The sequence below is a fragment of the Streptomyces sp. NPDC094032 genome (genome assembly GCF_040303965.1).
In the GTDB taxonomy this organism is placed as follows: domain Bacteria; phylum Actinomycetota; class Actinomycetes; order Streptomycetales; family Streptomycetaceae; genus Streptomyces.
This window is the reverse complement of sequence record NZ_JBEOUE010000004.1, coordinates 229128-241436: the sequence shown is the minus strand read 5'-3', so window position 1 is coordinate 241436 and position 12309 is coordinate 229128. Positions and strand designations below refer to the sequence as shown.

Sequence of the window (12309 nt, the reverse complement as noted above, 5' to 3'; positions counted from 1 at the left end):
GACGTGCGCCGGGGCGGCCCCCGTCCGGCTCCCGCCAGGACGTCGGTACGTCAGTACGTCAGTACGGGTGGACGCCGACCGGGGCTGCCGGTGGGGGGCCGTAGCCCTCGGCGATCCGCTGGTGGTAGGTCTCCCGGTCGATGACCTCCAGGCCGACGATCTCCCACGGCGGCAGCTTGGCGCTCTGCCGGTGCTCGCCCCACAGCCGCAGGGCGACGGCCGCCGCGTCGTGGAGGTCGCGGGCCTCCTCCCAGTAGCGGATCTCGGCGTGGTCGTTGGCGTAGCGGCTGGTCAGCAGGAAGGGGTGGTCGTGGGCCAGCTGTTCCAGGGCGCGGCGCACCTCCTTCAGCGGGGCCTCCGCGCCGGAGACACTGAGGGTGATGTGCCAGAGCTTGGACAGCTCCCGGTCCGGGGGCCGGGCTTCCGTCGTCTGGTCTGTCGTGTCGGACGCGTCGAACTCGTCGAAGTCGGCTCCGGCCTCGACGCTCGTCAGGGCGCGTTCGGCCGTCCCGCGGGGCAGTGCCCCTGGGCGCGCTCGTCTCACCGGCGGCCTCCTGTGTGATGCCTGTGCTGCGTGCTGCTGCGTGTACGCGTGCTGGTGTTCCCCGCCCTCTCCGTGCCCCCGAGACAAAGTTGACCAGCCCGGGGCGGTGCGTGGGGCGGTTTTGGTAAAGGTCCCTACCGGATGACCAGACTTTCAGCCGTTTCGGTTCACAAGACGCCGGTTCACATCACGACCAGGTCGTCGCGGTGGACGATCTCGCGCTCGTACTCCGGGCCGAACTCCCTGGCCAGCTCGTGGGTGGAGCGGCCGAGGAGCCGGGGCAGCTCCTTGGCGTCGAAGTTGACCAGGCCGCGGGCTACGGCGCGGCCCTCGGTGTCGCGGAGTTCCACCGGGTCGCCGGCGGTGAACTCGCCCTCGACGGCGGCGATCCCGGCCGCCAGGAGCGACTTCTTGCCCTCGACGACGGCCCGGACGGCGCCGTCGTCGAGGGTCAGCGCGCCCCTCGGGGTGGAGGCGTGCGCGAGCCAGAGGAGCCGGTCGGCGGAGCGGCGGCCGGTGCGGTGGAAGTAGGTGCCGGTGTCGCGGCCGGCGAGGGCGTCGGCGGCGCGGCTCGCGGAGGTCAGGACGACGGGGATGCCCGCGGCGGCGGCGATCCGGGCGGCCTCGACCTTGGTGACCATGCCGCCGGTGCCGACGCCCGCCTTGCCGGCCGAGCCGATCTCGACATGGGCGATGTCGGCGGGCCCGGTGACCTCGGCGATCCTCGCGGTGCCGGGCTTGGCCGGGTCGCCGTCGTAGAGCCCGTCCACGTCGGAGAGGAGGACCAGCAGGTCGGCGCGGACGAGGTGGGCGACGAGGGCGGCGAGCCGGTCGTTGTCGCCGAAGCGGATCTCGTCCGTGGCGACGGTGTCGTTCTCGTTGACGACCGGCAGGGCGCCCATGGCGAGCAGCTGGTCGAGGGTCCGGTAGGCGTTGCGGTAGTGGGCGCGGCGGCTGGTGTCGTCGGTGGTGAGCAGGACCTGGCCGACGCGTACGCCGTAGCGGGCGAAGGAGGCGGTGTAGCGGGCGACGAGCAGTCCCTGGCCGACGCTGGCGGCGGCCTGCTGGCGGGCCAGGTCCTTGGGGCGGCGGGTGAGGCCGAGCGGGGCGAGGCCGGCGGCGATGGCGCCGGAGGAGACCAGGACGATCTCCTTCTCGCCGCCGCTGCGGACCTTGGCGAGCACGTCGACGAGGGCGTCGACCCGGTCGGCGTCGAGGCCGCCGGAGGCGGTGGTCAGCGAGGACGAGCCGACCTTCACGACGATCCTGCGGGCTTCCGTCACGTACTGCCTTGCCACTGTCACCTGCGTCGACCCCATCGTGCCTGTAGTGCTCGCCTCGGCTGTCCGTCGCGCAATCTACGCGAGTGCGTTTCGGCGGCGCCCCTCTATTCCGGCTGCTGGACGGCGCCGCCGGTGTGCGCGGCCCAGGCCGAGGAGATCATCGCGTGGACGTCGTGGCGGGCCTTCCAGCCCAGCTCGGCGGAGATCCGCTCGGCGGAGGCGACCACCTTCGCCGGGTCTCCGGGCCTGCGGGCGACGACCTCGGGCTCCACGGTCAGGCCGGTGACCTCGCGGATCAGGTCCATCATCTCCCGGACCGAAACGCCCTCTCCGCGCCCGATGTTGAGGGTGAGGTCGCGGTGGTCCCCGGCGGCGGCGAGCTCGGCGAGCCGGCGGGCGGCGGCGAGGTGGGCCTCGGCGAGGTCGGCGACGTGGATGTAGTCGCGGACGCAGGTGCCATCGGGGGTGGCGTAGTCGTCGCCGAAGACCAGCGGCGGCCGGCCGGCGTCGAGGCGCTCGAAGACCATGGGGACGAGGTTGAAGACGCCGGTGTCGGCGAGCTCGGGGGTGGCGGTGCCCGCGACGTTGAAGTAGCGCAGGCAGGCGGTGGCCATGGAGTGGGCGCGGCCGACCGAGCGGACCAGCCACTCGCCGGCGACCTTGGTCTCGCCGTACGGGCTGAGCGGCGCGCAGGGGGTGTCCTCGGTGACCAGGTCGGCGTCGGGCGTGCCGTAGACCGAGGCGGAGGAGGAGAAGAGGAAGGAGTCGACGCCTGCCGCGGCGGCCGCTTCGAGCAGGACCGTCAGGCCCGTCACGTTCTCGCGGTAGTAGTGGAGCGGGCGCTCGACGGATTCGCCGACCGCCTTCTTCGCGGCGAGGTGGACGATCCCCCGGATCCCGTGCTCGGCGAGGACCCGGTCGAGGAGGTCCCGGTCGAGGACGGTGCCGCGCTCCAGCGGTACGCCCGCGGGGACCCTGGCCGGGTCGCCGGAGGAGAGGTCGTCCAGGACGACCACCCGCTCGCCCGCCTCGGTCATGGACTTGACGACATGGGAACCGATGTAGCCGGCGCCGCCGGTGATGAGCCACGTCATTCGGGCAGCCTAACGCGCGGAGGTACGGAACGACGGCGGCCCGGCGAATCCCCGTGGGGAATCGCCGGGCCGGGTCACGAGCGGGTCGTGCGGGGAGGCGGAGGGGCTCAGCCGCGCTCGGCCAGCGAGGCCCGGAAGGCCACGCACTCCTCGTACACCGGCAGGATGCCGGCCTCCAGCGCCTGCGCGAGGGTCGGGCCCTGGGCGTCCTTGGCGGACAGCTCGGGCTCGCCCTCGACCGGCCACTCGATGCCGATCTCCGGGTCCAGCGGGTGGATCGTGCGCTCGCGCTCGGGGGCGTACCCCTCGGAGCAGAGGTAGGTGACGGTCGCGTCGTCGGTGAGCGCGCAGAAGCCGTGGCCGAGGCCCTCGGAGAGGTAGACGGCCTTGCGGTCCTTGTCGTCGAGGCGCACGGTCTCCCACTGGCCGAAGGTCGGCGAGCCGACCCGTACGTCGACGATGATGTCGAGCACCACGCCGCGCACGCAGGTCACGTACTTGGCCTGGCCGGGCGGCACGTCGGCGAAGTGGATGCCGCGCACGACACCGGCCGAGGAGACGGAGAGGTTGCCCTGCTTCAGGTCGAGCGGGTGGCCGACGGCCTCGGCCATGCGCTCGGCCTTGTACCACTCCAGGAAGAGGCCCCGGGCGTCCCCGAACTGCTGCGGGACGAACTCCCAGGCGCCCTCGATACCAAGGGGGTTGACCTTCATGGAAACGTTCGGTCCTCTCAGGCCTTCTCGGCCTCGTAGGCCAGCAGGTCGATCAGGTAGTCGCCGTAGCCGCTCTTGGTCAGCGGCTCGGCGAGGGCGCGCAGCTGGTCGTCGTCGATGAACCCGGCGCGCCAGGCGGCCTCTTCGAGGCAGCCGATCTTCATGCCCTGGCGCTCCTCGACCACGCGGACGAACTCGGAGGCCTGGACGAGGGACTGGAAGGTGCCGGTGTCGAGCCAGACGGTGCCGCGGTCCAGGACCGAGACGTGGAGCTCGCCGCGGTCGAGGTAGTGCGCGTTGACGTCGGTGATCTCCAGCTCGCCCCGGGCGCTCGGCTCCAGGTTCTTGGCGATCTCGACGACCCGGCTGTCGTAGAAGTAGAGGCCCGGCACCGCGTAGCGGGACTTCGGGTTCTTCGGCTTCTCCTCGATGGAACGGGCGACGCCGTTCTCGTCGAAGTCGACGACACCGTAGGCGGTGGGGTCGGACACGGCGTGGGCGAAGACCACACCGCCCTCGGGCGCGTTGTAGTCCCGCAGCTGCCGGCCGAGGCCGGAGCCGTGGAAGATGTTGTCGCCGAGGATCAGCGCGACGGGCTCGTCACCGATGAATTCCTCGCCGATGACGAAAGCCTCGGCAATTCCGTTGGGGTGCTCCTGGGTGGCGAACTGGATATTGAGTCCGAAATCGGACCCGTCTCCCAGAAGCCGCTCGAACTGGGGGCGCTCCTCCGGTCCTGTGATGATCAGGATGTCCTTGATCCCCGCCATCACGAGGGTCGACAGGGGGTAATAGATCATCGGCTTGTCGAAGACCGGCATCAGCTGCTTCGACACGGCTCGGGTGATCGGCCACAGTCGGGAGCCGGTACCACCGGCAAGCAAAATTCCACGCATGGGCACGCAGCCTACGGCAGCCCCACCGGGCCGTTCACCATCGCGACCGTGAGAACGGCCACGGAACGACGGGCGAAGCCCACCCCATAGAATGGTGGCCCTTATGAAGATTCTCGTCACCGGCGGCGCCGGGTTCATCGGTTCACAGTTCGTGCGGGCACTGCTCTCCGAAGAGCTGCCCTCGGGCAAGGGCGCCCAGGTCACCGTCCTGGACAACCTGACCTACTCCGGCAACGAGGCGAACCTCGCCCCGGTGGCGGACAAGCCCGGCTACACGTTCGTCCACGGCGACATCCGCGACTACGCGGCCGTCGACGACGCCATGCGCGGTCAGGACGCGGTCGTGCACTTCGCCGCCGAGTCCCACGTGGACCGCTCGATCCTGGACGCCTCCCCGTTCGTCACCACGAACGTGCTGGGCACCCAGATGCTGCTGGACGCCGCCAAGCGCCACGGTGTCGCGCGCTTCGTGCACGTCTCCACGGACGAGGTCTACGGCTCGATCTCCGAGGGCTCCTGGACCGAGGACTGGCCGCTCGCGCCGAACTCTCCGTACTCGGCCTCCAAGGCGGGCTCGGACCTGCTGGCCCTCTCGTACCACCGCACGCACGGCATGGACGTCGTCGTGACCCGCTGCTCCAACAACTACGGGCAGTACCACTTCCCCGAGAAGATGATCCCGCTGTTCACCACGAACCTGCTGGACGGGAAGAAGGTGCCGCTCTACGGCGAGGGCCTCAACATCCGCGACTGGCTGCACGTCTCCGACCACTGCCGTGGCATCGAGATGGTGCTGCGCGGCGGCCGCGCCGGTGAGGTCTACCACATCGGCGGCGGCACCGAGGTCACCAACAAGGAGCTCACCGGTCTCCTCCTTGACGCCTGCGGCGCCGGCTGGGACATGGTCGAGCACGTCGAGGACCGCAAGGGCCACGACCTGCGCTACTCCCTGTCGATCGCCAAGATCCAGGAGGAGCTCGGCTACACGCCGCAGGTCACCTTCGAGCAGGGCCTCGCCTCCACCGTGCAGTGGTACCGCGAGAACCGCGCCTGGTGGGAGCCGCTCAAGGCGAAGGCGGCGCTGTCCGCATGAGCCGCTGGCTGATCACCGGTGCGGCCGGGATGCTCGGCCGCGACCTCGCCGAGGTGCTCGCGGAGGGCGGCGTGGAGTACACCGCGCTGACCCGCCAGGAGCTGGACATCACCGACGCCGCCGCGGTCCGCGCGGCGGTGGCCGGTCATGACGTGGTGGTCAACGCCGCCGCCTGGACCGACGTCGACGGCGCCGAGGCCGAGGAGGCCGCGGCCACCCGGATCAACGGCGAGGGCCCCCGGGTCCTCGCGGCGGCCTGCGCCGAGTCCGGCGCGGTCCTGATCCAGGTCTCGACCGACTACGTCTTCCCGGGCGACGCCACCGAGCCGTACCGGCACGACGCGCCCACCTCCCCGGTGAACGCCTACGGCCGCGGCAAGCTGGCGGGCGAGCTGGCCGTCACCGAGCTGCTGCCCGAGCGCGGCTACGTGGTGCGTACCGCGTGGCTGTACGGGGCGCACGGCCGCAACTTCGTGTCGACCATGCTCGGCCTGGCCGAGCGGCTCGACACCGTCGACGTGGTCGACGACCAGCGCGGCCAGCCGACCTGGACGCGTGCGCTGGCCCGCCAGCTGCGCGCGCTGGGCGAGGCGGCCGTCGCGGGCCGGGCCCCGGCGGGCGTCTACCACGGCACCGCCTCCGAGACGGCGACCTGGTTCGACCTGGCGCGGGCGGCCTTCGAGCTGACCGGCCTGGACCCGGAGCGGGTGCGGCCGACCACCTCGGAGAAGTTCGTGCGCCCGGCGCGCCGGCCCTCCTTCAGCGTGCTCGCGCACGAGCGCTGGGCCGAGGCGGGCGTGCCGGTGCAGCCGCACTGGCGCGAGCAGCTCACCGAGGCGCTGCGGACCATGGCTCCGGGCGGACGGTCCGGCGCGTGAGTCTGCTCGACCGGATCGGCACGGCGCTGCCGCGCGGCACCGCCTTCGTCGGCATCGGCACCGTGGTGCTCGGCGGGGCCAACTACGTGCATCTCGCGGCGGCGGGCCACTCGCTCTCCGTCGACGACATGGCCAGCTTCTCGGTGCTGTGGACCGCCGTGGCCTCCATAGGCCTCGGTCTGTTCTTCCCGGTCGAGCAGGAGATCACCCGCGTGGTGGCCGCCCGCGTGGTGGCCGGCGACGGGGCGCTGCCCGTGCTGCGGCGCGGCGCGGCGCTCTCGTTCGGGCTGCTCGCGGCGGTGCTGCTGCCGCTGGCGCTGTTCTCCGGACAGCTCGCCGACCTCTTCTTCCACGGGGACGAGAGCCTGGTCCTCGCGGTGGGCGGCGCCTTCGCGGCGCTGGCCTGCGCCCATGTGACCCGCGGTGTGCTGGCCGGGCTCGGCCGTTTCGAGGCGTACGGGCTCCAGCTCGGGCTCGACGGTCTGCTGCGGATCGTGCTGTCCGTGGGGATGGCGCTGGCCGGGGTGACCTCGGCCTTCGCGTTCGCCGTGGTGATGGCCGCGGCGCCGCTGATCGCGGTGGCCGTGACGCTGCCGCCGGTGTTCCGCGGGGCCAAGGCGGGTTCCACGGCGCGGTGGCGGGAGCTGATCGAGCACCTGGGGCTGCTGGTCGGTTCGACGCTGCTGGCGCAGGTGCTCGTCAACATCGCGGTGATCAGCACCAAGCTGATCTCGACGGACGACAGTGCCCTGGTGGCCGCGCTGCTGTCGGCGCTGGTCCTGGCGCGGGTGCCGCTGTTCGCGTTCGGCGCCTTCCAGGCCTCGCTGCTCGCGGGGCTCTCCACGGCGCAGGCCGAGGGCGACGCCCCCGCCTACCGCCGGCTGCTGCTGCGGGCCTGCGGGCTCACGGCGGGTCTCGGGGCGGCGTTCGGCATCGGCGCGGTCGCGCTGGGGCCGGTCCTGCTGCCGGTGCTGTTCGGTTCGCCGGACGTGCTCGGGCCGGTGGACTTCGCGTGGCTCTCGCTCGGCACGCTGCTCTACATGCTGGCGATGGTGCTCGGTCAGGCGCTGCTCACGAGTGGCGCGGCACGGCAGCAGCTGGTCGCGTGGGTGGTCGGTACATGCGTCCTGATGGCGGTCACTCTCAGTCCTCTGGAGCTGCGTACCAGGGTCGAAGTCGCTTACGCCGTAGGGTCGCTCGCGGTCGTCGCCTACATGACTCTCATCCTTCGCTCTCGTGTAGGCTACCGTTCGGTGCACTCATAGGAATGATCACCATTCCCTCACTCTCCGTGACCATCGCGACGGACAGTGGACTGCAATCCGGTGGCTCCGTCTCCAGCCGCCCACCCCTGGAAGAGTAGACAGGCCCTTTCCATGAGTCGTCCCATACACCGGAGCCATGCGTGAAGCTGTGGATGCTGACTTCGGTCACCGGAGTCTTTCTCGTCGCGTGCATCGTGGAGCTGCTGCGCCGCCGCAAGCTCAAGGAGAAGTACGCGTTCCTGTGGGTGCTCACCGGTCTGGTGATCATCCCGCTCGGCTTCTTCCCGAGCGGCCTGGACTCGATCGCCCGCACCGTGGGCGTCGCCTCCGGCGTCAGCCTCATCCTCTTCCTCAGCGTCGCGTTCCTCTTCATCGTCTGCCTCCAGCTGAGCTGGGAGGTGGGCCACCTCGAAGAGGAGGGCCGCACTCTTTCGGAGGAGGTGGCCCTGCTCCGCATCGACGTGAACGAACTGCGCGCGCAGCTGGCCGAGTCGGAGAAGGCCGAGTCGGCCGGGCGGGGGAACGGCAAGTGATCGACGGCAAGCGCGTACTGATCATCATGCCCGCGTGGAACGAGGGCGAGGGCGTCGCCGACGTCGTCAAGGAGGTCTTCACGACCCTCCCGGGCGTCGATGTCCTCGTCGTCGACGACGGCTCCGCCGACGACACCACCGCCAAGGCGCGCGGCGCCGGCGCGACCGTGATGACGCTCCCGTACAACCTCGGCGTCGGCGGCGCGATGCGCGCCGGCTACCGCTACGCGCACGACCGCGGCTACGACGTGGCCATCCAGGTCGACGCGGACGGCCAGCACGACCCGCGCAACGTGCCCGAGCTGCTGGCCCGCCTCGACGGCGGCGCGGACCTCGTCATGGGCGCGCGCTTCGCCGGCACCGGCGACTACGAGACCCGCGGCCCGCGCAAGTGGGCCATGCTCGTCCTCGCCTTCTGGCTCTCGCGGATGGCCAAGACCAAGCTGACCGACGTCACCTCGGGCTTCCGCGCCTCCAACCGCGACCTGATCGACGTCTTCGCGCACTGGTACCCGGTGGAGTACCTGGGCGACACGGTGGAGTCCTCCATCGCCGTGGTCCGGGCCGGCTACAAGATCGAGCAGGTGCCCGTCGCGATGCGTCCGCGCGCGACCGGCACCCCGAGCCAGTCGCCGTGGAAGGCCACCCTCTACCTGGGCCGCATCGGCATGATCCTGCTGCTCGCGATGAGCCGCCGGTCCGCGCTCGGCCCCAAGGGGAAGGTCAAGTGACCGTGGTGGGCACCCTCGACATCATGCTGCCGCACTACGGCGACACCGCGCTGATGCAGGCCGCCGTCCGCAGTGTGCTCGACCAGACCGACGGGGACTGGCGGCTGACCGTCGTCGACGACGGCAAGGAGGAGGGCGTACCCGAGTGGTTCGCCTCCCTCGGCGACAGCCGCGTCCGCTATATGCGCAACGAGCAGAACCTCGGCATCACCAAGAACTTCCGCAAGTGCGTCGACCTCGTCGAGTCCCCGTACTTCTCCATGCTGGGCAGCGACGACCTGCTGCTGCCCACCTACGTCGAGACGATGCGCGCCGCGATCGAGGCCGAGCCCGGCGCGGCGATCTACCAGCCGGGCGTCGAGGTCATCGACGAGCACGGCGCCCCGTCGAGCACCCTGGGCGACCAGGTCAAGAAGCGGCTGTACGCGCCGAAGGACGAGGGCCGCCGGCTGGTCCTGTCGGGCGAGCCGCTGGCCGCGAACCTGCTCGGCGGCAACTGGCTCTACTTCCCGTCGATCGTGTGGCGCGCCGACGCCGTCAAGGCGGTCAGCTTCCGGGAGGACCTGTCGGTCATCCAGGACCTGGCCCTGATCATCGAGCTGATCCGGCGCGGCGAGAAGCTGGTGGTCGAGCCGGCCACCGCGTTCCGCTACCGGCGCCACTCGGGCAGCCTGTCGTCCTCCGAGGCCGTCTCCGGCGCCCGCTTCGGCGAGGCCGTGCGGTTCTTCAACGAGGTGGCCGACGATCTCGACCGGCACGGCTGGCCGAAGGCCGCGCGCGCCGCGCGTCGGCACCTGTCCATGCGGCTGCACGCGCTGACAATGCTTCCGGCGGCACTGCGCCACGGCCAGACGCAGACCATACGCACGCTCCTCGGCTACGCCCTGTCCACGAGTCAGCGCTGACCCGGCGGTCATGCCCCTGTCTCCCACGTCAGATTCCACGGTATTGAGATGACACAGATGCAACCCACCTCCGGCACCGACGTCCCCCTCTTCAGCATCGTCGTTCCCACGTACAAGGTGCAGGCGTTCCTGCGCGACTGTCTGGACTCGGTGCTGGAGCAGTCGTTCCGCGACTACGAGCTGCTCGTCGTCAACGACTGCTCGCCGGACGGCTGTGGCGAGATCATCGACGAGTACGCCAAGGCGGACTCGCGTGTCGTGGCGATGCATCTGGAGCAGAACGTCGGACTCGGGAAGGCCCGCAACGCGGGCATGGCCCGCGCCAAGGGTAAGTACCTGCTCTTCCTCGACAGCGACGACACGATGCTGCCCGGCTCGCTCCAGGCCATCGCCCGCCGCATCGAGGAGACCAACGACCCCGACCTGGTCGTCTTCGACTACTCGCGCACCCACTGGGACGGCCGGATCACTCCGAACTCCCGTGCCGACGTGCTGACCAAGGCCGCCTCGAAGGGCGCCTTCCCGCTGCGGGACGAGCCGGAGCTGCTCAACCTGCTCCAGGTCGCGTGGAACAAGGCGTACCGCCGGGACTTCCTCGACCAGTGGGGCTTCCAGTACCCGTCCGGGTACTACGAGGACACGCCGTGGACCTACCCGGTCATGATCGCGGCGGAGACCATCGCCGTCATCGACCGCGTGTGCGTCTACTACCGCCAGCGGCGCCAGGGCAGCATCCTGCACAGCACCAGCCGCAAGCACTTCGACGTGTTCGACCAGTACGACCTGGTCTTCGCGTTCCTGGCCGACAACCCGCAGTTCGACGAGTGGCGGGGCGTGCTCTACGAGCGGATGGTCAACCACTTCCGTGTGGTCGACGTCTCTCCGGGCCGCCTGCCCGACGACTCCCGGGCCGAGTTCCGCGAGCGCTGGGCCGCCGCCGAGGCGCAGCACCGCCCGGCGGGCCACCCCGCCGCGCCGAAGACCAAGGGCCAGATGATCCCGGCCAAGCACCGGGACAAGGCGCGCAAGACGGTCCGCTCCCTCAAGCGCAAGAAGTCCGTGCCGGCGAAGCTGAAGAAGAAGCTGCGCAAGCGCCTGCTCCAGGCCTACTACCGGACCCAGCGGATGCTCCCGATCCACCAGGACGTGGCCGTCTTCGCCGCGTACTGGAACGGCTCGTACTCCTGCAACCCGGCGGCGATCCACGAGAAGATGAAGGAACTCGCCCCCGGCATGAAGGCGGTGTGGATCCTCAAGAACGACTCCACCAGCCGTCCGCCGAAGGGTGTGCCGACGGTGCACCCCGGCTCGCTCGGCTTCTGGAAGGCCATGGCGCGCGGCAAGTACTTCGTCAACAACGTGAACTTCCCGCCGTCCGTGGTCAAGCGCCCGGGCCAGGTCCACCTCCAGACCCACCACGGCACCCCGCTCAAGCGCATGGGCGTCGACCTGGCGGAGTACCCGGTCGGCCGCGGCGGCATGAACCTGGTCCGCCTGATGGACCGGGTGGACCGCTGGGACTACAGCCTCACGTCCAACAGCTTCTCCACCGCCGCCTGGGACCGCGCCTACCCCTCGTACTACGAGGCGCTGGAGTACGGCTACCCGCGCAACGACCAGCTCGTGAACGCGACGGCGGCGGACGTGGCCGCGGCCCGCGAGAAGCTGGGCATCGCCGAGGGCGCCAAGGTGATCCTCTACACGCCGACGCACCGCGACTACCACGACAGCGCCAAGCAGATGCTGGACCTGGAGCGCTTCACCGAGACGCTCGGCTCCGACTTCACCGTGCTGGTGCGCGCGCACTACTTCTACGACCAGAGCCTGCTGGCCTCCGGTTCGAGCGGCAGCGCGCGGCTGGTCGACGTGAGCTCCCACCCCTCGGTCGAGGAGCTGTACCTCGCCGCGGACTGCCTTCTGACGGACTACTCGTCGGTGATGTTCGACTACGCGAACCTCGACCGGCCGGTCGTGATCTACGCGAACGACTGGGAGGTGTACCGCACCACCCGCGGCACCTACTTCGACGTCACCGTCGACTCCCCCGGTCTGACCGTACGGACCGAGGCCGAGCTCCTGGAGGTCTTCACCTCGGGCCGCTGGAACAGCCCGGAGTCGGACGAGGCCCGTGCCGCGTTCCGCCGGACCTTCTGCGAGTTCGACGACGGCCGGGCGGCCGAGCGCGTGGTCCGCAAGGTGTTCCTCGGCCAGGACGAGGTCCCGCCGGTGCTGCCGATCGGTGAGCGCCCCGTGGCTCCGCGTCCGGCGCAGCCCTCGGCGGCGAAGATCACTCCCCCGCGGGACCGAGAGACCGTCTGAACCGACTAGCCTGTTCGACTGTCCCGAACGTCCATCCACGATGCCCAGCGGAGCC

12 protein-coding genes are annotated in these 12309 nt (G+C 70.6%); 7 read left to right on the top strand and 5 right to left on the bottom strand.

The window, feature by feature from the left end; genetic code table 11:
• Positions 1-58: 58 nt before the first annotated feature.
• The 5 genes from ABTZ54_RS09210 to rfbA all read right to left on the bottom strand — a co-directional run bounded on the left by ABTZ54_RS09210 (position 59) and on the right by rfbA (position 4530).
• Entirely contained in the window at positions 59-544 is a 486-nt protein-coding gene (locus ABTZ54_RS09210; protein WP_351658943.1) for a DUF8830 family protein, read from the bottom strand.
• 182 nt (positions 545-726) lie between these two features.
• Positions 727-1863, bottom strand: coding sequence for a glutamate 5-kinase (proB, locus tag ABTZ54_RS09205; RefSeq protein WP_351658940.1), 1137 nt, complete (start codon positions 1861-1863; stop codon positions 727-729).
• Positions 1864-1931: 68 nt separating this feature from the next.
• Positions 1932-2921, bottom strand: coding sequence for a UDP-glucose 4-epimerase GalE (gene galE, locus ABTZ54_RS09200; RefSeq protein WP_351658937.1), 990 nt, complete (start codon positions 2919-2921; stop codon positions 1932-1934).
• 107 nt (positions 2922-3028) lie between these two features.
• Positions 3029-3634, bottom strand: coding sequence for a dTDP-4-dehydrorhamnose 3,5-epimerase (gene rfbC / locus ABTZ54_RS09195; RefSeq protein WP_351658934.1), 606 nt, complete (start codon positions 3632-3634; stop codon positions 3029-3031).
• A gap of 17 nt (positions 3635-3651) precedes the next feature.
• Positions 3652-4530: a glucose-1-phosphate thymidylyltransferase RfbA gene (gene rfbA, locus ABTZ54_RS09190; RefSeq protein ID WP_351658931.1), complete on the bottom strand. Its 879-nt coding sequence runs from the start codon at positions 4528-4530 to the stop codon at positions 3652-3654.
• Positions 4531-4633: 103 nt separating this feature from the next.
• Here rfbA and rfbB point away from each other — a divergent pair, with 103 nt between their 5' ends.
• The 7 genes from rfbB (at position 4634) to ABTZ54_RS09155 (ending at position 12254) form a co-directional block, all read left to right on the top strand.
• Positions 4634-5623: a dTDP-glucose 4,6-dehydratase gene (gene rfbB / locus ABTZ54_RS09185; RefSeq protein ID WP_351658928.1), complete on the top strand. Its 990-nt coding sequence runs from the start codon at positions 4634-4636 to the stop codon at positions 5621-5623.
• A complete protein-coding gene (rfbD, locus tag ABTZ54_RS09180; protein ID WP_351658925.1) occupies positions 5620-6501 on the top strand; it encodes a dTDP-4-dehydrorhamnose reductase in 882 nt (293 codons plus the stop codon). Before rfbB ends, rfbD begins: the two co-directional genes overlap by 4 nt.
• Entirely contained in the window at positions 6498-7766 is a 1269-nt protein-coding gene (locus ABTZ54_RS09175; RefSeq protein ID WP_351658922.1) for a lipopolysaccharide biosynthesis protein, read from the top strand. The genes rfbD and ABTZ54_RS09175 overlap by 4 nt, the downstream gene beginning before the upstream one ends.
• A gap of 152 nt (positions 7767-7918) precedes the next feature.
• Positions 7919-8299: a DUF2304 domain-containing protein gene (locus ABTZ54_RS09170; protein WP_351658920.1), complete on the top strand. Its 381-nt coding sequence runs from the start codon at positions 7919-7921 to the stop codon at positions 8297-8299.
• Positions 8296-9030, top strand: coding sequence for a glycosyltransferase family 2 protein (locus ABTZ54_RS09165; protein WP_351658917.1), 735 nt, complete (start codon positions 8296-8298; stop codon positions 9028-9030). Before ABTZ54_RS09170 ends, ABTZ54_RS09165 begins: the two co-directional genes overlap by 4 nt.
• A complete protein-coding gene (locus ABTZ54_RS09160) occupies positions 9027-9935 on the top strand; it encodes a glycosyltransferase family 2 protein (RefSeq protein WP_351658914.1) in 909 nt (302 codons plus the stop codon). Before ABTZ54_RS09165 ends, ABTZ54_RS09160 begins: the two co-directional genes overlap by 4 nt.
• A 48-nt stretch (positions 9936-9983) precedes the next feature.
• Entirely contained in the window at positions 9984-12254 is a 2271-nt protein-coding gene (locus ABTZ54_RS09155; RefSeq protein WP_351658913.1) for a bifunctional glycosyltransferase/CDP-glycerol:glycerophosphate glycerophosphotransferase, read from the top strand.
• The last annotated feature ends 55 nt before the right edge of the window (positions 12255-12309 follow it).

Bases quoted from the DNA above. Each gene is read 5' to 3' on its own strand.
- galE (WP_351658937.1), bottom strand. From the start codon at position 2,921: ATGACGTGGCTCATCACCGGCGGCGCCGGCTACATCGGTTCCCATGTC.
- ABTZ54_RS09155 (WP_351658913.1), top strand. From the start codon at position 9,984: ATGACACAGATGCAACCCACCTCCGGCACCGACGTCCCCCTCTTCAGC.
- proB (WP_351658940.1), bottom strand. From the start codon at position 1,863: ATGGGGTCGACGCAGGTGACAGTGGCAAGGCAGTACGTGACGGAAGCC.
- rfbA (WP_351658931.1), bottom strand. From the start codon at position 4,530: ATGCGTGGAATTTTGCTTGCCGGTGGTACCGGCTCCCGACTGTGGCCG.
- rfbC (WP_351658934.1), bottom strand. From the start codon at position 3,634: ATGAAGGTCAACCCCCTTGGTATCGAGGGCGCCTGGGAGTTCGTCCCG.
- ABTZ54_RS09170 (WP_351658920.1), top strand. From the start codon at position 7,919: ATGCTGACTTCGGTCACCGGAGTCTTTCTCGTCGCGTGCATCGTGGAG.
- rfbB (WP_351658928.1), top strand. From the start codon at position 4,634: ATGAAGATTCTCGTCACCGGCGGCGCCGGGTTCATCGGTTCACAGTTC.
- rfbD (WP_351658925.1), top strand. From the start codon at position 5,620: ATGAGCCGCTGGCTGATCACCGGTGCGGCCGGGATGCTCGGCCGCGAC.